18 protein-coding genes are annotated in these 19,510 nt (G+C 67.3%); 5 read left to right on the forward strand and 13 right to left on the reverse strand.

Features of this window, described 5'->3' with window-relative positions:
* Positions 1-280: 280 nt before the first annotated feature.
* From ACFW3F_RS23935 to ACFW3F_RS23980, 10 genes are all read right to left on the reverse strand, one after another.
* Complete coding sequence (locus ACFW3F_RS23935; RefSeq protein ID WP_388061933.1) at positions 281-1,081, reverse strand: crotonase/enoyl-CoA hydratase family protein; 801 nt, start codon at positions 1,079-1,081, stop codon at positions 281-283.
* A gap of 4 nt (positions 1,082-1,085) precedes the next feature.
* Positions 1,086-1,817, reverse strand: a complete 732-nt coding sequence (locus tag ACFW3F_RS23940; RefSeq protein ID WP_388061935.1) for a hypothetical protein — start codon at positions 1,815-1,817, stop codon at positions 1,086-1,088.
* Between the two features lie 52 nt (positions 1,818-1,869).
* A complete protein-coding gene (locus ACFW3F_RS23945; protein ID WP_388061937.1) occupies positions 1,870-2,991 on the reverse strand; it encodes an FAD-dependent oxidoreductase in 1,122 nt (373 codons plus the stop codon).
* Positions 2,988-3,920, reverse strand: a complete 933-nt coding sequence (locus ACFW3F_RS23950) for a DUF1295 domain-containing protein (protein ID WP_388061939.1) — start codon at positions 3,918-3,920, stop codon at positions 2,988-2,990. Before ACFW3F_RS23950 ends, ACFW3F_RS23945 begins: the two co-directional genes overlap by 4 nt.
* A 4-nt stretch (positions 3,921-3,924) precedes the next feature.
* Positions 3,925-4,401, reverse strand: coding sequence for a glutathione peroxidase (locus ACFW3F_RS23955; RefSeq protein ID WP_388061941.1), 477 nt, complete (start codon positions 4,399-4,401; stop codon positions 3,925-3,927).
* A gap of 61 nt (positions 4,402-4,462) precedes the next feature.
* Positions 4,463-5,176, reverse strand: coding sequence for a ferredoxin reductase (locus ACFW3F_RS23960; RefSeq protein WP_388061943.1), 714 nt, complete (start codon positions 5,174-5,176; stop codon positions 4,463-4,465).
* Positions 5,173-5,769 carry a sulfite oxidase-like oxidoreductase gene (locus tag ACFW3F_RS23965; protein ID WP_388061945.1) on the reverse strand — a complete coding sequence of 199 codons (597 nt, stop codon included), beginning with the start codon at positions 5,767-5,769 and terminating at the stop codon, positions 5,173-5,175. Before ACFW3F_RS23965 ends, ACFW3F_RS23960 begins: the two co-directional genes overlap by 4 nt.
* Before the next feature lie 139 nt (positions 5,770-5,908).
* On the reverse strand, positions 5,909-7,252 hold the full coding sequence (locus ACFW3F_RS23970; RefSeq protein WP_388061947.1) for a permease prefix domain 1-containing protein: 1,344 nt from the start codon (positions 7,250-7,252) through the stop codon (positions 5,909-5,911).
* Entirely contained in the window at positions 7,249-7,608 is a 360-nt protein-coding gene (locus ACFW3F_RS23975) for a PadR family transcriptional regulator (RefSeq protein ID WP_388061949.1), read from the reverse strand. The genes ACFW3F_RS23970 and ACFW3F_RS23975 overlap by 4 nt, the downstream gene beginning before the upstream one ends.
* 89 nt (positions 7,609-7,697) lie before the next feature.
* Positions 7,698-7,901, reverse strand: a complete 204-nt coding sequence (locus ACFW3F_RS23980) for a DUF2945 domain-containing protein (protein ID WP_388061951.1) — start codon at positions 7,899-7,901, stop codon at positions 7,698-7,700.
* A gap of 97 nt (positions 7,902-7,998) precedes the next feature.
* Here ACFW3F_RS23980 and ACFW3F_RS23985 point away from each other — a divergent pair, with 97 nt between their 5' ends.
* Together ACFW3F_RS23985 and ACFW3F_RS23990 are read left to right on the forward strand one after the other, a co-directional pair.
* Positions 7,999-8,964 (forward strand): ABC transporter ATP-binding protein, encoded by a 966-nt coding sequence (locus tag ACFW3F_RS23985; RefSeq protein WP_388061953.1) that lies wholly within the window; start codon positions 7,999-8,001, stop codon positions 8,962-8,964.
* A gap of 4 nt (positions 8,965-8,968) precedes the next feature.
* A complete protein-coding gene (locus ACFW3F_RS23990) occupies positions 8,969-10,558 on the forward strand; it encodes an ABC transporter permease (RefSeq protein WP_388061955.1) in 1,590 nt (529 codons plus the stop codon).
* Positions 10,559-10,869: 311 nt separating this feature from the next.
* Here ACFW3F_RS23990 and ACFW3F_RS23995 read toward each other — a convergent pair whose 3' ends face one another.
* The 3 genes from ACFW3F_RS23995 to ACFW3F_RS24005 all read right to left on the reverse strand — a co-directional run bounded on the left by ACFW3F_RS23995 (position 10,870) and on the right by ACFW3F_RS24005 (position 14,028).
* The gene (locus ACFW3F_RS23995; protein ID WP_388061957.1) at positions 10,870-11,730 is read right to left on the reverse strand and encodes an LLM class F420-dependent oxidoreductase; all 861 of its coding nucleotides are present in this window, start codon (positions 11,728-11,730) and stop codon (positions 10,870-10,872) included.
* Between the two features lie 39 nt (positions 11,731-11,769).
* Complete coding sequence (locus tag ACFW3F_RS24000) at positions 11,770-12,654, reverse strand: hypothetical protein (RefSeq protein ID WP_388061959.1); 885 nt, start codon at positions 12,652-12,654, stop codon at positions 11,770-11,772.
* 165 nt (positions 12,655-12,819) lie between these two features.
* Positions 12,820-14,028: a beta-ketoacyl synthase N-terminal-like domain-containing protein gene (locus ACFW3F_RS24005; protein WP_388061961.1), complete on the reverse strand. Its 1,209-nt coding sequence runs from the start codon at positions 14,026-14,028 to the stop codon at positions 12,820-12,822.
* Positions 14,029-14,231: 203 nt separating this feature from the next.
* On the opposite strand from ACFW3F_RS24005, the gene ACFW3F_RS24010 reads away from it, so the two are divergent.
* The 3 genes from ACFW3F_RS24010 (at position 14,232) to ACFW3F_RS24020 (ending at position 19,419) form a co-directional block, all read left to right on the forward strand.
* Positions 14,232-16,718: an EAL domain-containing protein gene (locus ACFW3F_RS24010; RefSeq protein ID WP_388061963.1), complete on the forward strand. Its 2,487-nt coding sequence runs from the start codon at positions 14,232-14,234 to the stop codon at positions 16,716-16,718.
* Between the two features lie 220 nt (positions 16,719-16,938).
* Complete coding sequence (locus ACFW3F_RS24015) at positions 16,939-18,405, forward strand: sugar porter family MFS transporter (RefSeq protein WP_388061969.1); 1,467 nt, start codon at positions 16,939-16,941, stop codon at positions 18,403-18,405.
* Positions 18,406-19,419 carry a nitronate monooxygenase gene (locus ACFW3F_RS24020; protein WP_388061965.1) on the forward strand — a complete coding sequence of 338 codons (1,014 nt, stop codon included), beginning with the start codon at positions 18,406-18,408 and terminating at the stop codon, positions 19,417-19,419.
* The last annotated feature ends 91 nt before the right edge of the window (positions 19,420-19,510 follow it).

The following is a 19,510-nucleotide window of genomic DNA, read 5'->3' on the forward strand; positions in this document are numbered from 1 at the left end:
TTGGCGGGGCGGGCCCCCCCCGAACCAGCAACCCCCGCCATCCCGCCCCCTCCCCCCACCAACCCCAACCCCGCGGCGCCGGGGGGGGGGGGGCCCCCCCCCCCCCCCCCACGAAGGGCTCGGTGAGACACGTTGCTACACCCTTCGTGGCTCGCTGCGCTCGCACCTCAGGGAGCATGAAATCCAGACGCTCACGAGTGTTCTTTCTCCACGACGGCCGCCAGGCCGCAGATTCTCCAGGTGCGTGGAGCGCAAGCGACGAGCCGCGATGGCCAGCCGCTCACTCCGGGTCGGCGAAGCTCGGCTCGCGTCGTGCCATCCCAGCCTGGACCGCCTCCATCTGGTTCGGCGACCCCATCAGACCGACCTGGAGTTCGCTCTCCAACATCAACGCCGCAACCGGATCCGAGCCCGCCCACGATTCGTCGTACAGGCGCTTGGCGGCACGAACCGCATGCGGCGACTTCGACGCGATTTCATGCGCGAGATCGAGTGCGGCGGAGAGCGGGTCGTCGACGACGCGGGTGACCAGCCCGATCCGGTGCGCCTCCGCACCGTCGATGATGCGCCCGGTGAACGTGAGTTCTTTGGCCACATCCGCGGACACGAGTCGAGGCAGCGTCTGGGTGATGCCCATGTCGGGCACGAGACCCCACTTGACCTCCATGATGGACAGTCGCGCATCAGCGGTCGAATAGCGGATGTCGGCACCCAGCGCGATCTGCAGGCCACCGCCGAAGCAGTTGCCGGTGATGGCCGCGATCACCGGCGCCGGAATCCGGCCCCAGTCCAACGACACCCGTTGCGCGTGGTTGCCGAGCACGCCCGGTTCGCGCTCCAGAAGCGAGTTCACGCCACCGCCCTGGCCCAGACTCGACACGTCCAGGCCGGAACAGAAACTCTTGCCCGAACCGTGCACGACCACGGCCCGGACGCGCTTGTCGGCGGCCAGGGCGCCGGTCACGTCGATGAGGGCGGCGAACATCGCGGGGTCGAGCGCGTTGTGCTTGTCGGCTCGGTTGAGCGTCGCGGTCGCGACGCCCGCGTCGTCGATGTCCACGACTATCCGCTGCTCGGTCATGTGGTCATTTCCGATCTGTTGTGGGGTGCTTGATCTCTCGGAGCTGCTCGCCGCGGCGCCGGTAGCGCCAGGTGAAGTAGCCGACGCCGATCGCCAGAACCACACCGACGATCACGCCCCAGGCGGTCGCAGCCCGGAATCCCGGGGCGTCGACGTCGAAGATCCGTTCACCGGCATGCGCGCCGTTGCCGCCGCCGGCGACCACGGTGAGGGTGAGCAGGTTGGGGATCGCGACGATCACGCCGAGCACCGCGAAGGCGATGGTCGGGACGTTCTTCATCCGACCGCGGTTGACGAACGACAACGTGAAGAACAGCACGGGCACGAACGTGCAGACGATTCCCAGGACCAGTCCGGTGGCGATCCCGCGGCTGAACGAACCCTCGACGCGGCGTCCGATCTGACCGGCCCACCAGCGTGGCAGGAACGCCTCGAGGATGAAGTAGGTGACGACGAGCAGCGCGGCGATGACGAGGCCGATCACCACCTTCTTGACGACGGCGTTGGCGCGTTCACCGGCCGTGGGTTTGATCGGCGCGCCCTCGGTCGTCGACCCGTCCGGCGGCACCGCACCGGGGGTCTCGCCGGGATACGAGGTGGCCGGCGGGGTGGTTCCCGGCGCCGGAGCCACGGGCGGTACCGCTCCCGGCGGGTACGCACCTGACGGCGGCTGTCCCGGTCCCGCCGGCGTCGGCGGCTGTCCGGATGGATTGGCAGAGAACGGTTCGTTGCTCATGCGCCGAGTGTAGGCGCGGACGGCGACCAGCCCGCCGGGAAAGGCGCCACGTTCACTCCGGCTTCCGGATCCCGCCGTAGATGCCGCGACGGACGATCCACGGCTGCAGGATGGTGTCGACCGACCACGCCGGAAACCGGAACGGACGTCCGTTGGGCGCGAACACCTGCAGACCGTCGGCCTGGACGCCCAACACCGAACCCCATCGACGTCGTGGGGGAGCGTAGCGCCTCGCCCGGTCCGGGCGGCCGGCGAGATCGGCGCGGATGTTATGGGCGAGCAGACGGTCGGCACGATTGCGAGCCGAGCTGCGGAGGTCGTCGGTCGCCGCGACGTCGCCCACCGCGTACACGGAATCGACACCGGGCACACGCAATTCCTCAGTCACCCGGACGAAGCCAGACGGGTCGAGGACATCCGGCGGAAGCCACCCCGTGTTCGGCGCAACCCGGCCGACTGCCCACAAGACAGCATTGGCCTCGACCGCCGGCTGCCCGGTCGAGAAGCTCACCGGTCCCGGCGTGATCTCGTCACAGGCGAATCCGACGGGCACGACGGCGCGGTGGCCGCCGTGAACACCGACACCGAGCCGACGCAGTCGGGCGAGAACGGTGGCCCACGTCCGCGGATGATGCTGTGGCAGGGCACGTTCGCCGGGGTGGTACAGGTCGATCTGTTTGTCCGGCCATGTCCGCGCCAGGTTGGCGGCGGCGCTCACTGCGGCCGCGCCGCCGCCGATCACCGCGATGGTGGCGGCGTCGGCGAACCGCGTGTGCGCCGACCACAACTCGGCGTCGACATCGGCTGCCGACTGCAATCCCGGTTGTCGCCAGAACCCGTTCCGGACGCCGGTCGAGATGACCAGGGCGTCAAAGCCCTCGACGCTTTCGGCTCCGACGGCGTCGACCACGGTGACGGTGCGGTTGTCGAGATCGGCGCCCGTCAGCGTCCCGTGTACGGTCCGGATGCCGTCGAGTCTGCGGAAGCGCCCGAACGGAATCCGGTAGTCGCGCGCCCACGCATCGGGCCGGCTGATCCGGAGGCCGAGTTCCTGCCCGCTCACCAGTCCCGGCTTCGACGAGATGCCCACGACGTCGGCATGCCGAGCGAGGTGGATCGCGGTCAGCAACCCGGAGTCACCGAGACCGGCGACCACAACGCGGGGTCGGCTCACGCAGTGACCTGATCCGGTGGATGCGCAGCCGAGCGCGGCGGCCGCGGGACGAAGCGGGGCACCCGGTCGACGACGTCCTGGTAGCCGGGCCGTCGCTCGAGACTCCGCTTCTCCATCATGGGAATGCTCGCGCCGAGGAACATCGCGAGCATCAGCACCGCGCCCACGAACAGCCACCACCAGTCACCAGGTGAGGCGGCGAGCCCGAACAGGGCCATGGACACCCAGAACATGACCTCGCCGAAATAGTTCGGGTGGCGCGACCACGCCCACACCCCGGTATCGAGGACGGCGCCCGGCGTCCGTTGGGCGGCGAAGCGCCGCAGCTGTCCGTCGGCGACATACTCGAGCACCGTGGCGGCGAGTCCGACGGCGGCCGCAATGGCGGTCAGCCATGCCAGGACGCCGCCGGTGTCGGTGACCGCGACGTAGATCGGGATCATGCCGAGGAACACCTGGATGGTGGGGAAGACGTGAATCGCCATCAGGTCGACGGGCAGTTCGGCGCGGCCGGCGCCGGCCTTCAGCATGGGATAGCGCCAGTCCTCGTGCTGGAGACCCGGCCAGCCGATCGCCCAGTTGGCGGTGAGTCGAATGGCCCACGCGCCGATGACGATCGCGATGACCCAGCAGTGCACGGCACCGATCCCGGCGTCGCCCGCCGCCCACCAGTAGAGGAAGAGTGCGGGCGGCACGACACTCCAGTAGGCGTCGTAGAAGCTGGAATTCCCGTAGTACCGGCTGAACGCGAAGATCACCAGCGTGGCCAGCAGGTCCGCGATCAAGGTGTCGAGCCACAGGTGAGCGGTGGCCGGGCCCCAGATCAGCCAGGCTGCGGCGACGGCGAAGGCCGCGACGTAGGCGACGGTGATGCGCACGAACGAACCGGAGCGGCTGATGGAATTGTCGGTGTTCGCAGGTGTACCCATGTCGTCACAGCTGTTCTTCGATGGACCCGGCGAGCTTCTCCGGCTTGGTGGTCGGGGCGTACCGGGCGACGACCGACCCGTCACGCCCGATCAGGAATTTGGTGAAGTTCCACTTGATGCGGCCACCCAGCACCCCGGACTTCTGGTCTCGCAACCAGGCGAAGAGCGGATGGGCCTCGGGACCGTTGACGTCGACCTTCGCGAACATCGGAAAGGTGACGTCGTAGGTCAGCGAGCAGAAGTTCTTGATCTCCTCTTCGTCACCCGGCTCCTGGTGCCCGAACTGGTCGCACGGGAAGCCGAGTACGCGCAGCCCCTTGTCGGCGTAATCCCGGTGCAGGGCCTCCAGGCCGCGGTATTGCGGGGTGAATCCGCACTGCGAGGCGGTGTTCACGATGAGCAGGGGACTGCCCTGGAATTCCGAGAGATCGACGGGTTTGCCGTCGATGCCCGTGGCAGTGAAGTCGTACGCAGAGGTCATGCCGATACGCTACTTCCCAATCAAGCACTTGCTCGGGAAATTCGGCGAAGCACCTCGGGGATCACTCCCCGAACCGCTCCGTTCGGATGCGGTTTCGATCGTGTCCGGCCTCGACCATCCACTGGGCGCAGTTCTCGACGAAGCGGTTCGGACCACAGATGAACACCGTGGGCGAGGTCGCGGGGTCGAGCGTGAGTCCGGCGAGCTCGTCGGCGGTGAGGCGCCCGGCCGGCCGGGTCTCGTCGGGCCCGACGCGGGTGTGGATCAGGTGAACGTCCATGCGACGGTGCTCGATCAGTTGCCGCAGTTCGTCCTCGTAGTAGACGCGTTCGGGACTGCGGACCGAATACACGAGTGAGAACGGCGTCTGCGGGGCCTCGACCTCGCGGCTGCGGATCATCGACATGAGAGGCGCGATACCGGAACCGCCGCCGATCAGCTGGACGGGACGGTCGTCTCCGGACGGCCAGGTGAACCAGAATCCGTGCGGATCACTGATCTCCAGCGGATCGCCGGGTTCGACGACGTCGACGAGGTATGGCGACACCTCACCATCCTCGAGTCGCTCGACGGTGACCTCGACCGAGCGCGTCTCGCGGACGTCGGACAGCGAGTAGGCGCGTGCGGTGGAGTAACCGTCCTCGGCGGTCAACCGGATGTCGACATGCTGACCGGGCAGTGCGTGGATGGCCTCGGGGAGTGCGAGGCGAAGCGTGCGTGCGGTCGGGGTGATGTCGACGACCGAGGTGACCGTCGTGAGATGCCAGGTCGTCACGAGTAGCGCTGCTCGCGCCAGGGGTCGCCGTACATGTGGTATCCGCGCTCCTCCCAGAAACCGGGTGCATCCTCGGCCATGAAGCGAAGCCGCCGAACCCATTTGGCGCTCTTCCAGAAGTACAGATGCGGTACCAGGAGCCGGGCCGGGCCGCCGTGCTCGGCGGCGAGTGGCTCGCCGTCATAGGTGTCGGCGATCCAGCCCCGGCCGTCGACGAGGTCGGCCAATGGCACGTTGGCGGTGTATCCGCCGTGGCAGTGTGCCATCACGAACGGTGCCGGTTCCCACGGGAGCGCCTGCAGCAGCGTGTCGAACGAGACTCCACGCCAACGCGTGTCGAATTTCGACCACCGTGTGACGCAGTGGATGTCGGTGGTGATGTCGTCGTGGGGCAGATCGCGGAACTGCTCCCACGTGAACGTGGCCGCCCGGTGGTCTGCCGACTGTACAGCCAGCATCCAGCCCTCCGGGGCGACCGCGGGTGTTGGCTCCGAGGACAGCACCGGGAAATCGAGTGTCGTGTACTGACCGGGTGGGAGACGCCGCGCATCGCGGTCGCGGCGCCCCACAAACCCTCGGTTGACGATCGCCATGGTCGCGGAGTCTACGCGGCGGCAGTTCATTCGGCCCGCTCGCTTCGCTCCCCACGCGGCGCATCCCTTCGGCCCGCTCGCTTCGCTCCCGGCGCCGGCCGAATCGTCGGCGTTCTGTATGCCGTCTGGGCGTATGCCGTCAGGCGAAATCGAACATCGCCGGCACCGCGACGACGACCGCAGCCGCCCAGAGCGCGAACACCGGGAGGTAGTCGGTCTGCCATCGCTCGGTGGCGTCGAACCCGCGACGTCGACGCACGAAGCCGAGGAGCAGATAGGCCGCCCACGACAGGTTCACCAGCAGAACGAGATTGAGACCCAGGGCCACCGTCTTGTTGGCGGTGAGGCCGAACTCCGCGATGCGCGAGGCCATGATCGTCAGCATGACCGCGTCGACTGCGAGTGCGGTCACGACCAGCACCAGTTGTAGACGGTCGAAGAGCTCGGGGCGCAGGTGCGGATCGCGCGCCGAGATCGCGTACAGCAACAGGCCGAGAACCACGACGAGGATCAGGTCGACCAGGATCAGCAACTCACGGTCGACGTCGACGACGTCACCACTGGTCACCATCGCCACCAACAACACGATGAGCATCACCGCGGTGACCGGTGTGAAGACTTTGGTGAGCACCGGTGCGATGTTCTCGACGACGCTCTGTTTCGCCTCGACGAGCCACGCCGCCAGCAGCACGATGCCGGTCGCGGCGATCGGCGCCAACCACTGGGTGATCACGGTGTCGACGTTGATGTCGAGCGCACCGAAGGCCCCGGCGGTCAGGCCGGTGAGAACGCCCGCCCCGAGCCCGAGAAGCGTTGCGTACACGACCCATTCGCCGGTGAATCGGATGAAATCCATACGCCGTGGTCCCGACCTCCAGTGGCCGCCGACATAGGTCACCCCCATCAGGAACCACAGGACGATCGGTGCGTGGATCGCGACGATGGCCTGGGTGGCCCCGTCGTCGACGAACGGGTACACGTTGACGAGCACGCCGGTCACGATGAACGCGGCAGTCACCCCGAGCGCCGTTCGCGTCGAGATGCGACGTTTCCAGGCGAAGTAGACCGCCAGGAACGGCAACACCAGCAGCGTCGCATTGCGGATGAGAACCCATTCGGGCATCACCTCGAAGGCGACGCGGACCGTCGCGGCCGCAGCCACGACGAGAGCGATCACGACGCCGAGTTCGTGGCGCCGACGGCCCAGGTCCCCGCTGGGTTCCGCGGTCAGGACCAGCTGTTTCCACAATCTGTCGGAATGCTCGCGGGCGAACTCGTGGGACAGCGCATCGACGCGTCCCATTCGCTTCACGGCCACCAGGAACGCTTCGTCGTCGTCGAGACCGCCGGCGGCGAGGTCGGCGATCTGACCGCGCAGGTGGTCTTCCATCTCGTCGGCATCGGTGGTGGCGATCGCCTGGTGGCGCAGGACATACCCGCGCCACCGGTCGATCTGGTTCTCGAGTTCGGTCTCCGCGTTCACGCCAGGCCCTCCGCCGTGGGCGGCAGGGCGACCGTCCGCCACACCTGGTCGAGCGCGTCGGCCACGACTTCCCACTGCGACCGCCGCTCGGCGAGCGCGGCCAACCCCGCGGGTGTGATCGTGTAGTGCTTGCGTCGTCGGCCGGTGTCGGCCTTGCCCCAGGTCGCCTCGACGTGCCCAGCACGTTCGAGTCGGTGCAGGAGTGGATAGAGCATCCCGTCGGTCCACTCCATCCGACCACCGGACATCTCGCGGACGCGCTTGAGGATCGCGTAGCCATAGGACTCGCCCTCGGCGAGGATCCCGAGCACCAGCGGGGTGGCGGATGCGGCCACCAGATCTTTCTCGATATACATAGAACTCCTATGCCTAGAACTGCTAGGAGCATAGCAGCACTAGGTATGGGAGTGACGGGGACGGGACCGGCAGAACCGGTGCCGGCCGGCTACTTCTTCGAGAGGGACGACTCCTTGTGGGCGGCCTTCGAGCCCGTCTTCGACGACTTGACGATCCAGTACGGCTCGTCCTCGCTGGCCTTGAACTTCTGTCCCTCGAAGGTGAAATCCTTGGTGCGCTTCTCCTCCGCGGTGCCCTCGGTCTCGCCCTGAGAGGTGTTCCAGCGCACGGTGTCGTTCTTCTTGATCGCCATGCGGCAGGGTGCCCCGTCGGCGTCGGCGTTGAAACCTCCTCCGTCCCATCTGTCGCTGTGGAACGATCGTCTGGTCGTGTCGAGCCGGAGGTACGCCATGAGCGTCGAACGTTCCGAGAACCGTCGGGAGGCCGATCCCGCCATCGATGTCCGGGGCCTGCGCAAATCATTCGGCAAGTTCGAAGCGCTTCGTGGACTCGACCTCCAGGTCGCGCGCGGCGAGGTCCACGGCTTCCTCGGCCCCAACGGCGCAGGCAAATCGACCACGATCCGGGTCCTCCTGGGCTTGCTGCGCGCCGACGGGGGAGAGGTCCGTCTCCTGGGCGGTGATCCGTGGCGTGATGTCGTGGAGCTGCACCGCCGGTTGGCGTACGTGCCCGGCGATGTCGCGCTGTGGCCGACGATGACCGGCGGCGAGATGATCGACCTCCTGGGCTCGATGCGGGGCGGACTCGACGAAGAGCGCCGCGCCGACCTCGTCTCCAGGTTCGAACTCGACACGACCAAGCGCGGACGGCAGTACTCCAAGGGGAACCGGCAGAAGGTCGCGATCGTGGCGGCCCTGGCCTCCGATGTCGAGTTGCTCATCCTCGACGAGCCGACATCCGGGCTGGACCCGTTGATGGAGAACGTCTTCCAGGAGGTCGTGGGTGAGGCGACCGCCCGAGGTACCACTGTGCTGTTGTCGAGTCACATCCTCGCCGAGGCCGAGACCCTGGCAGACCGGCTCAGCATCATCCGCGACGGGGCCGTCGTCGCGACCGGCACCTTGGCCGAGCTGCGCGGACACACCCGCACTTCCGTTCGCGCCGAGCTGGATTCGGCATTGGGTCCAGATCGCCTGGCGCAGCTGCGCGACGCCGACGTGCATGACCTCGATCTCCACGACCTCGAGTCCGGCAGGCACCGTCTCACCGCGACCGTGGACTCGGCCCAGATCGGTCGGGTCATGACGGTGCTGTCGTCGTGCGGCCTGCGTTCTCTGACAGTCGAGCCGCCGTCGTTGGAGAGTCTCTTCCTGTCGTTGTACGAGCGGGACGACCTTCCCGCGGGCGAGCGGTGAGGTCATGACGGCGTCGACGATCGGCACCGCCCCGCTGCTGCGGGCCTCGCTGCACCACGAGGGGCGCAGCTTCGCGCCGTGGATCGTGCTGCCGACCGCCCTCGCCGCGTCGTCGGTCATCGCCTATCCGCTGCTCTTTCCCGACGCCGCGGAACGCGCCGCCTTCGCCGCCACGATCGGCTCGAATCCCGCACTCGGACTGATCTTCGGGCCTGCGTACGACCTGTCCACCGTCGATGGTTTCGTCGCATGGCGCAGCCTCGCGCTCGGCGGGTTCATCGCTGCCCTCGGCGCGATCTTCATCGTGGTCAGGGCCGCTCGTGGACAGGAGGACTCCGGTCAGGCCGAACTTCTCGCGGCGGGGGTCCTCGGACGTGCTGCACGACTGTCGACCGCGTTGATCATGGCCGGTGTGTGCTGCATCGTCATCGGCGTGGTGGCCGGCCTGGTGACGGCGTTGTGCGGCGGGGGCTGGCAATCGTCGCTGTTGCTGGGAGCCGGGTTCACGGTCACCGGCTGGATGTTCGGTGCCGTGGCGGCGGTGAGTGCCCAGGTGGGCTCAGACGCGCGGGCCGCCACGACGATAGCCGTATCGCTCCTCGGCGTGCTGTTCGTGCTGCGGGGCTTTCTGTTCTCGGTGAATGCACCGGCGTGGACCACGTGGATCAATCCGTTGGGGTGGGTTCAGGAAACCCGCCCGGCGACCGGAGATCACTGGTGGCCGTTGCTGATCGCGGTGGCCTTCGTGATGGTCGTCGGTGCTGCTGCTTTCGCACTGCAACGCGCACGCGACTTCGGTCAAGGACTCGTTGCGGCCCGGCCGGGTCCGTCCCGAGGCCGCGTCGGCTCGTCGCAGGCGCTGGCAGTCCGGCTCAACCACGCACCGATCCTCTCGTGGGCACTCGCCTTCGTCGGGCTCGGCGTCATCTTCGGTTACTTCACCCGGTCGGTTCGCAGTCTCCTGACCGACAACCCGGCGATGGCCCAGATCTTCGCCTCCGGCGCAGCGTCACCCGCAGACTTGGTGTCGGCCTTCGTCACGACGATTCTCGGCCTCGTGGGGATCATCGCGTCCGTTGCCGGGGTACAGATCGTGAACCGCATCCGTACCGAAGAACTCGAGGACCGGGCCGAAGCGGTGCTCGCCACCGCCGTCAACCGGCCACGGTATTTCGGCGCTACAACCGGGGTCGCCCTCGTGGTCCCCGCCGCGCTCGTCACAGTTGCCGGGCTGGTCATCGGCGCCTTCGCCTCGACAGCAGATCTCGACATCGGTTTCGGCGACGTGTTCGTCCAGTCGATTGCCACGATCCCCGCGGTCTGGGCCGTCGTCGGGATCGCGGTCGCCGTCATCGGCACCCGGCCCCGTATGCGGCCCGCGATCTGGTTGGGCGTCCTGGTGTCGTTCGTGTTGACGATCCTGGGCCCGAGCTTCAAACTCCCGGACTGGGCCCTGGGATTCAGCCCGTTCCACCATGTGCCGGATGTGTCTGCGGCCCAGCCAGATTGGTGGGGGCTGGGCTGGGTGGGCGTCGTCGCGGTGGCCCTCGTGGCGCTCGGGTTCATCGGATTCCGACGGCGGGACATCCCGTAGGTATTCGCGCGCGTCGTCTTTCCTGAGGTGCGAGCGAACCGACCCCCTGCTCCCTGAGGTGCGAGCGAAGCGAGCCTCGAAGGGCTTGGTGAGATACCTTGCGAAGCCCTTCGAGGCTCGTCGCTATCGCTCCTCACACCTCAGGGAGCAAAACGGCGATCGCCAACGCTCCTCACACCTCAGGGAGCAAAACGGCGATCGCCAACGCTCCTCACACCTCAGGGAGCAGAACTGCGATCACTATCGCTCCCCACACCTCAGGGAGCAGAACGGCGATCACTATCGCTCCCCACACCTCAGGGAGCAGAAAATCAGCTCAGGGCTGCCGCGAGGCGGCGCCACTGCTCCCGCGGGAAGCCGCGGTGATCGGCCTGCAGAACCTGTACGCAGACGTGATCCGCGCCGGCCGCACGATGCTCGTCGATCCGCTTCAGGATCGCGGTGTCGTCACCCCAGACGATCAAGGCGTCGAAGAGTCGATCGCTCACCGAGGTCAGGTCGTCCTCGGAGAACCCGAGGCGGCGAAGGTTGTTGGCGTAGTTGGGCATCGCGAGGTAACCCGAGAGCCACTTCGTGCCGATCGAGCGGGCCTCGTCGCGGTCGGCGGCGAAGATCGCGGTCTGCTCCGGCGCCAGCAGCGGTCCGTCACCGAGGGCTTCGCGGGCGATCTCGGTGTGGTCCGGTGTGACCAGGTACGGGTGGGCGCCCGCAGTTCGGTCGGCCGACAGCTGGAGCATCTTCGGTCCGAGGGCGGCCAGCACCCGCGCATCGGCCGGCACCGGCTGGGGTGCGTCGTCCAGACCGTCGAGAAACGCCTTCGTGGTCGCCAGCGGCTTCTTGTAGCGCCCGGCTTCCTGCGCGTCGATCAGCGGTGCGTGGCTGATCCCGAGGCCGAGGAGGAAGCGCGAACCGAATCGTTCGGTGAGGCGTGCGTGCGCGGTCGCGACATCGTGCGGCTCGTGCATCCACATGTTCAGAATTCCGGTGGCGATGACGGCACGGCGCGTGGCGCCGAGCAAATTCTCGACGGAATCGAGGACCGGGCCTCCCACATCGGGGATCCAGAGGGCTGAGTAACCCAGTTCGTCGAGTTCGGCCGCGGCTTCGGCAGCCTCGCCGGTGTCTCCGTACCGTAGCGGTGAACTCCAGATTCCTATGCCGTCCAGTTTCATGACCTCGACCCTACCGATCGAGCGATCGGGCGTCACAGTTCAGCCGGCGGCCGACCCTCCCGCCGCCTCCAACCGTGCATCCATGGCAGCGGTCATCCTCTTGAAAATGTTGATCGCGATGACCCCGACGATGATCAGGACGACACCGGCGACGGTGCCGAGCGAGTCGGTGACGAGTCCGGTGATGCCGATCGCTAGAACGTAGATCGGCACCCAGCCGAAGAGGTGCAGGATGCTCTCCGGCTTCTCATCGGTCGCCCAGCCCTCCCGAACCGCAGCCCGGTAGGTCGCGAAGTCGGGATAGAACTCGGTGAACGCGATCGCGAAGATCGTGCCGCCGATCTGGATGATCCATCCGGTCCAGAAGTTGTTCGGGTCGTCGAGCACCAGATCGCCGAACGCGCCGGAGATCGCGGCGACGCCGAATCCGCCCACCCACGCCCAGGTGATGACGTAGTTGATGTGGATGAACAGCGGGCTGTCCCAGAATTCCTTCTCGGTGGTCTCCCGCGCGTACTGCAGCGTGAACGGTTGACGGATGAGGATCGACCCGAGCGCGAAGACCACCAACGCGATGTTGGTCATCTCCCCACCCCAACGCTCCAGCCAGTTGATCACGCCGTCGGAAGCGAACAGCGCGATGAGCGCCATCGAGCCGAAGTACGTGACGTCGAAGACTTCGAGGAGTTTGACGTTCGTGCCCCGTTTGTGGCCGCCGATCACAAGCAGGAGCGACAGCACGAATGCCGCCGCCGCGGCCTCCTCGAATCGGCCGGGGCCGGCGAGCAGCGCCATCAGGATCCACGGGGACATACCGGCGAACGGAGAGTTGAGGAACAGCGTCAGCGCACGACGGGTCCCCGACGTCGGCGGTGGATCGGTCCGAGTCGAGTCGGCCACCGGAGGATTCGGGTCATTGCTCATTGCTGAATTGTGAGGCGCGACGCGACAATCCGCAGCGGAGTCCGACTTTCCGGACGTTTTATCACCTCGAACCGTTCCATACGGAGGGTCCCCCGGGGGCGCTACCCCGGTGCGATGCGGCCCCAGCCGGGGCCGCATCGCGGTCGACACGGGTCGTCGGGACACTCACGCATGGGGCGCGAGCACGACCGCCGCGTTGTGTCCCCCCATTCCGAGGGAGGTCTTGAGGGTCAGCCCGTCGTCCAGATCGGTACGCCCGTCCAGCAATTGCGGAATGATCGCGTCGGTGGTCCGCGGGGTCGCCGGGATCTCGCCCCGCTCGTAACCGAGCAGCGATGCGGCGAGTTCGACGGCCCCGGCAGCGCCCTGACAATGCCCGGCCAGCGGCTTCACCGAGAACACCTCGGCGTTGAGCAGCATGGTCTCGGCGATCGCGGCCTCGGCGCGATCACACTGGCGGGTTCCCGGGCCGTGCGCGTTGAGGTACCGGATGCTCTCGCCGTCGACGCCGGACATCGCGAGCGCCTGCTCCACACACGACCGCACACTGGTCAACTCCGGATCGATGGAGGTGACGTGAAAAGCGTCGTGGGACATCGCGCCGCCCAGCACATCCGCGTAGCCGTCGCCGGGACGGTTGGTCATCGTGAACGCGATGGCCGCCTCCCCGAAGGTGAATCCACGGCTGCCCTCCTGGAAAGGGCGGCACGCGTTGAGTGCATCGGTGTCGGTGATGGCGACACCGAGCTGTACGAACATGGCGACCACCTCGGGTCTGGCCGACAGATCGGTGGCCACCACGACGACGTCGTCGACGAGGTCGGAGTCGAGCCATGACTTCGCGGTGACGATGGCCGCCGACCCCGAGGTGCACATCGCCGACACGTTGATCGCGGGTCCATGAAATCCGTACTCCTGCATGAGCAGGGAGACCGGCGTCGACGGGGTCACCGAGAGGTACTGCCGCCCGGAGTATCGGCCGACCCCCGAGGTCACCATCGGATACATGTCGAGGTCCCCGAGCACACAGGCGTGCACGAGTCCCACCCGTGCGCCCGGCTTCCAACCCCGCGCCATGGCATCGTCGATGGCTTCACGCGCCGCGGCACGCATCGCGCGCGAGAATCGCGTGCGTCCATCGGCCGGGTCGCCGCCATCGGGCACCCGCACGATCCACCCTGGTTCGTCCGAGTTGGACTCACCGGCAACCCCGGGTGCCCGGGTGTCGGTTGCCTGCGCGCCGGTGAATCCGAAGCCGCGGTGCAATGCGGCCGCCGATTTCCCGGACACGAGACCGTTCCAGAGAGCATCGCGGCCCCAGCCGTAGCCGCTCACGGCTCCCAGGCCAGAGATGGTGGTGCGCTGAATCGTCATGATCATGAACTTTCTGTGCGATATGCGATGGATTGGGGCCCATCGCGGCCGCCCAGGTGGGCCACCCGCCCTCAGGATCCCGCGCAAACCCGACATTTGACCAGTTCACGCGGGTATTCAGAGACCGATTTCCCGATTGGCGCACTCTTGCATCCCGCAGCGCCCCTTTTCGAAGCCGTGTGGGGGAGGATGGGCGGCGGGGGATGACGGCTCGAGGGGGTGACGCGGTGGGACGACCAAGGCCCGACGGTGATGGCCGGCCCGGACTCGTCGCGCCGGACGCCGAGCCGATGGCGCGCCTCAGCGACGCCGCCGTCGCCGAGCGCTATCGCCTACTCCTCGAATTGAGCCCGGACGCCATCGCGGTGCATCAGGACGGCCTGATCGTCTACGTGAACTCGGCCGCCCTCGCGTTCGCTCGCGTCGACGAACGCGACGCGATGCTCGGTCGGTCGATCGCCGACTTCGTGCATCCCGACGAGCTTCCGCAGATGATCGAACGGATCATCGGCATGGGCGACGAGGCCGGCGCATCGACTGTGCCCGAGGAAGTTGTCATGGTCGACGCGCACGGAGTCACCCGCCCCATGGAGGTGACCTCGGTGCGCACCCTGTGGCACGACCTGCCGGCGTATCAGGTGATCCTGCGAGACATCACCGCACAGAAGGCGATCGAGTCGGCCTTGCGCCGGCAGGCGGCGCTCCTCGACCACGTGAGCAACGCGGTGATCGCCGTCGACGACCACATGACGGTGAGTTCGTGGAATCCGGCCGCGGAACAGATGTACGGCAGGCGCGCGTCGGAGGCAATCGGCCGAAGTCTCGACGAGGTCGTCGGAGCACACGTCGACCCGCACGCGGCGGTGTCGCTGGGCGGGACCGTCGACCAGCTGCACCGGCGGTCCGACAACGGACGGTCGTTTCTCGCTCACACGTCGGTGACGACCATGGACGATGGATTCCTCATCGTCGCCGAACCCACCCGGCGCCCCCTCATCGAACGGCTGGGAACGATCCTCGCCGCGCTGCACCAGGCGGTCATCGTCGTCCGCGAGGACGGCGACATCGAACTCGCCAACCCGGCCGCGGGAACAATGCTCGGCACCGAGGCGATCCCCGGTGCCAGCGTCCACCGTCTGCCCCTGGTCTTCGCGGGCGACGAATCACCAATCGCACAGTGCCTGCGCACCGGCGAGGTCGTCACCGACACGACCGCGACGATCACCACGCCCACCGGGGAGCGCTGGTTGTCGTGCAGCTGCCGGCCGATCGACGACGACGGCGCCGGCATGGTCGTCCTGGTGTCGTTCGCCGACATCACCGACCGCCATCGGGAACGCACCCAGTTGGCGTGGGAGGCAGTGCATGACCCGTTGACCGGCCTCTACAACCGCTCCGGGATCATCCGCGAGCTCGAGTCGCACATGGCAGGCCTCGGCGACGAGCACGACGCCTGCTGCGTCGCGATCTTCTACATCGACCTCGACAACTTCAAGCTGGTCAACGACTCGCTCGGCCATGCCGTCGGCGACGAGGTGTTGCACACTGTCGCACAACGGTTGGCGGCGGCGACTCCCGATGAGGCCGCTGTGGGCCGGATCGGGGGCGACGAGTTCGTCCTCGTCGCCACCCTCGGAATCGCTTGTTCGGCCGAGGAGATCGAGCACCAGATCGACAAGATCCGCGGGACGGTGTACGAGCCGATCGCGGTGAGTACCCGTTCGGAGCCGCTCAAGGTGGAGGCGAGCATCGGCGTGGCGACGGTCAAGGCCGGGGACGAGTACACCGCCACCGACCTGCTGCGCGACGCCGACATCGCCCTGTACCAGGCACGCAAGGCTTCTCGCGCCCGCTACGTCCGCTTCCAGACGCAGCACCGGGAAGAACTCCAGCGTCGGCAGCGCATCGAAGAGGAACTGCGACGCGTCCTCGACTCCGACACCGATCAGCTCGAGATCCACTACCAACCCATCGTCTCGACCGTCGACGGCACTCTGGTGGGTCTGGAAAGCCTTCTGCGCTGGCACCACCCGGAGCTGGGTTCCATCTCACCGACCGAATTCATCCCGCTCGCCGAAGGATCCAACCTCATCGACCGAGTCGGCAACTACGTTCTGGAGACCGCGGCCGCCGAGGTGGCCGCCGTCCCCGAACTGCGTCGGGTGATGCTCTGCATCAACGTCTCCCGACGGGAACTCACCAACGGACAGTTCCCGAACCGCCTCCGGGACACGATGGCCCGGTCGGGCATGGACCCCGCCGCATTCTGCCTGGAGATCACCGAGAGCGCACTCGACCCACTCGACGGGGACCTGCTCGCCCTCTTACGGAACGTGCGCGATCTCGGGACACACGTGTCGCTCGACGACTTCGGCACCGGCGCGTCGTCGCTCAGCGAGTTCTACCGCCTACCGGTCAGTGTGCTGAAGACCGCGAAGTCCTTCGTCGATGCACTCGACGAGCACCCCAGCGCCAAGTCGATCCTCGCCGGCATCGTGACCATGGCGCACGCCGCCGGGATGCGGGTGGTCGCCGAGGGAGTGGAGACGGAGTCACAGGCCGCCACCGTCGCCGAGGTCGGCTGCGACCTCGCGCAGGGATACCACTTCGGACGACCCGCCCCGCTGGCAGAGGTGATCGCATCCGGATTCCGGATCCGGGCGAATCCCGGTGTCTGGGAAACCGCCTGACCCGCCGCACGGAGCGTCGCCTACCGCGGCGGTCCGACACGACACCGCCTTCGCGTACCTGCGATGCCCACCCGGCTGTGTCCGATAGCGTCAGGCTCGGCGGCTCACGCGAGTAGATTGATCGCCACGTCGATTACCCGGCGTCCATGCAACCGGACAGCGAGGTCACGGACATGACACACATTCTGCGGTGGACTCCTTCAACGGTCTGGACGGCGTCATGACCGACGCGGAGCGGCAGGTCGCCGAACAGCACACGGCGAAAGTCATCGGGGTCACGGTCGCCGCCGCGGTCGGTGGATTCCTGTTCGGTTTCGACAGTTCCGTCGTCAACGGCGCGGTCGATTCGATCGAAGCGGATTTCGGGCTGGGCAAGCTGATGACCGGCTTCGCCGTTGCCATCGCGTTGCTCGGCTGTGCGCTGGGCGCATGGTTCGCCGGTCGGCTGGCCGACGTCTGGGGACGCAAGCGTGTGATGCTGCTCGGCTCGGCGCTTTTCATCATCTCGGCGATCGGGACAGGTTTCACCCAGACGATTCCCGACCTGCTGGTGTGGCGTGTCCTCGGCGGCATCGGCATCGGCATCGCCTCGGTCATCGCGCCTGCCTACATCTCTGAGATCGCCCCGGCCCGCTATCGCGGAGCGCTCGCCTCGATGCAGCAGCTCGCGATCACTTTGGGCATCTTCTCGGCCCTGCTCTCCGACGCCTTGCTCGCCGACAGTGCCGGCGGCGCGTCGAACGACTTCTGGTGGGGCCTGGAAGCGTGGCGATGGATGTTCCTCGTGGGCGTCGTGCCCGCCATCGTCTACGGCGTGCTGGCGCTGCTGATCCCGGAGTCACCGCGATACCTGGTGGGCCGCAACCGCGACGCCGAGGCGGCGCGGATCCTGCAAGAGGTGACCGGCGAGGAGAACCCCCTCGAGCGGGTCAAAGAAATCAAACTGACGGTCAAGCGTGAAGCGAAGTCGTCGATCAAGGACATCTCGGGACCGTCGTTCGGGCTCCACCCACTCGTCTGGGTGGGGATCTGGCTGGCCATCTTCCAGCAGTTCGTTGGTATCAACGCGATCTTCTACTACTCGACGACCCTGTGGCAGTCCGTCGGCTTCTCCGAGGCCGACTCGTTCAAGACGTCGGTGATCACCGCGGTCATCAACGTCGTGATGACCTTCGTGGCGATCTTGTTCGTCGACCGACTCGGACGGCGGAGGCTGCTGCTCGGCGGTTCGGTGGGCATGTTCATCGGTCTGCTCATGGCGTGTATCGCGTTCACACAGCAAGTCGGTGAGGGCGAGAACATCTCGCTACCCGACCCCTGGGGTGTGGTCGCACTGATTGGCGCCAACCTCTTCGTGGTCGCCTTCGCGGCGACCTGGGGCCCGGTGATGTGGGTGATGCTGGGGGAGATGTTCCCCAACCGGATTCGCGGTGTCGCCCTGGGCGTCTGCACGGCGGTGAACTGGATCGCGAACTTCACCATCTCGATGCTGTTCCCGCCGATGACCGAAGCCGTCGGCCTGGGAATCATTTACGGGTTCTTCGCCTTCTGCGCCGCGGCGTCGTTCTTCTACGTGTTCCGGAAGGTCGAGGAGACCAAGGGGATGGAGCTCGAGCAGATGGATTCGGTGGCGGACGCGCGACTTTCGCAGTTCACCGCCGTCCGCGCGGCGAAAGACAAGGCCTGAATGTTCGATCTCCGTGAGCTCTCCCGCCGTGTTGTCGCCGCCCCCATGGCCGGTGGGCCGACCACCCCGGATCTGGTGGTGGCGGCGGCTTCGGCCGGCGGCGTCGGCCAGCTCGCCGCCGGTTACCTGACCCCCGACAAGGTGCGCGCCGACATCGCGGCCGTGCGGGCCGCGGGCGCGGAGTCCTTCGGCGTCAACATCTTCGTCCCGGAGTCGGAGCCGGTGAACCGTGACGACCTCGCTCGCTACCGCGCCGAGCTCGTCCCGTATGCGCGAAATCTGGGCGTGGTACTCCCCGAAGTCGACGACCTGGGCGAGGACGACGATCACTTCGACGCCAAGGTCCGATTGATGTGCGACGAGCGGATCCCACTCGTCTCTTTTGCTTTCGGCTGTCCGAGGCCCGACATCTTCGCCGAACTGCACCGGCACGGGTGCAGCGTCGGGGTCACGGTCACCACGGCCACCGACGCCGAAACCGCGCGGCAGGCCGGCGCCGACTGGCTCTGCGTGCAGGGGCCGGACGCCGGTGGTCATCGGTCGGTCTTCGACCGTCGGACCACACCTCCCACGCTGCCGCTCGATGAGTTGATCGGCGAGGTCGCCGATCGGGTGGAACTGCCGATCGTCGCGGCGGGCGGCATCTCGACCGCGGCGCGCGCCGAGGAAATCCGATCGCTGGGACCCGTTGCGGTGCAGGTCGGTACCGTCCTGTTGCGAACCCCCGAGGCGGGCACCAAGCCCGCCCACGCGGCAGCCCTCGCCGATGCGGAACGCACCGAGACCGTGGTCACGTGGGCATTCAGCGGCCGGCCGGCCCGCGCACTGCGCAACCGGTTCACCGATAGGTTCTCCGATGCCGCGGTGGCCGAGTACCCCGCCGTCAACACCTTGACCGGCGGCATCCGACGCGCCGCCAGCAACGACCCCGACGGCATCAACCTCTGGGCCGGCAGCGGGTTCCGCGACGCCGCCGAAGAGTGGGCTGTCGAGACCATCGCCCGTCTGGGTTGACCTGCCCTTCGCGGCTCGTCGCTTGCTCGGCCCGGCCGCCCCGCAACACCGCTGCCCGCCGTCCGTGGTGGCGTACCACCACGGATCCGTC

Source organism: Gordonia sp. NPDC058843, assembly GCF_042743165.1.
Taxonomy (GTDB): domain Bacteria; phylum Actinomycetota; class Actinomycetes; order Mycobacteriales; family Mycobacteriaceae; genus Gordonia.

Excerpts from the sequence above, each read along its gene's own strand:
- ACFW3F_RS23985 (WP_388061953.1), top strand. The coding sequence starts at position 7,999 with ATGAGCGTCGAACGTTCCGAGAACCGTCGGGAGGCCGATCCCGCCATC.
- ACFW3F_RS24020 (WP_388061965.1), top strand. The coding sequence starts at position 18,406 with ATGTTCGATCTCCGTGAGCTCTCCCGCCGTGTTGTCGCCGCCCCCATG.
- ACFW3F_RS24015 (WP_388061969.1), top strand. The coding sequence starts at position 16,939 with ATGACCGACGCGGAGCGGCAGGTCGCCGAACAGCACACGGCGAAAGTC.
- ACFW3F_RS23980 (WP_388061951.1), bottom strand. The coding sequence starts at position 7,901 with ATGGCGATCAAGAAGAACGACACCGTGCGCTGGAACACCTCTCAGGGC.
- ACFW3F_RS24000 (WP_388061959.1), bottom strand. The coding sequence starts at position 12,654 with ATGAGCAATGACCCGAATCCTCCGGTGGCCGACTCGACTCGGACCGAT.
- ACFW3F_RS24010 (WP_388061963.1), top strand. The coding sequence starts at position 14,232 with ATGACGGCTCGAGGGGGTGACGCGGTGGGACGACCAAGGCCCGACGGT.
- ACFW3F_RS23965 (WP_388061945.1), bottom strand. The coding sequence starts at position 5,769 with ATGGCGATCGTCAACCGAGGGTTTGTGGGGCGCCGCGACCGCGATGCG.
- ACFW3F_RS23975 (WP_388061949.1), bottom strand. The coding sequence starts at position 7,608 with ATGTATATCGAGAAAGATCTGGTGGCCGCATCCGCCACCCCGCTGGTG.
- ACFW3F_RS23955 (WP_388061941.1), bottom strand. The coding sequence starts at position 4,401 with ATGACCTCTGCGTACGACTTCACTGCCACGGGCATCGACGGCAAACCC.
- ACFW3F_RS23995 (WP_388061957.1), bottom strand. The coding sequence starts at position 11,730 with ATGAAACTGGACGGCATAGGAATCTGGAGTTCACCGCTACGGTACGGA.
- ACFW3F_RS24005 (WP_388061961.1), bottom strand. The coding sequence starts at position 14,028 with ATGACGATTCAGCGCACCACCATCTCTGGCCTGGGAGCCGTGAGCGGC.
- ACFW3F_RS23950 (WP_388061939.1), bottom strand. The coding sequence starts at position 3,920 with ATGGGTACACCTGCGAACACCGACAATTCCATCAGCCGCTCCGGTTCG.
- ACFW3F_RS23990 (WP_388061955.1), top strand. The coding sequence starts at position 8,969 with ATGACGGCGTCGACGATCGGCACCGCCCCGCTGCTGCGGGCCTCGCTG.
- ACFW3F_RS23935 (WP_388061933.1), bottom strand. The coding sequence starts at position 1,081 with ATGACCGAGCAGCGGATAGTCGTGGACATCGACGACGCGGGCGTCGCG.
- ACFW3F_RS23940 (WP_388061935.1), bottom strand. The coding sequence starts at position 1,817 with ATGAGCAACGAACCGTTCTCTGCCAATCCATCCGGACAGCCGCCGACG.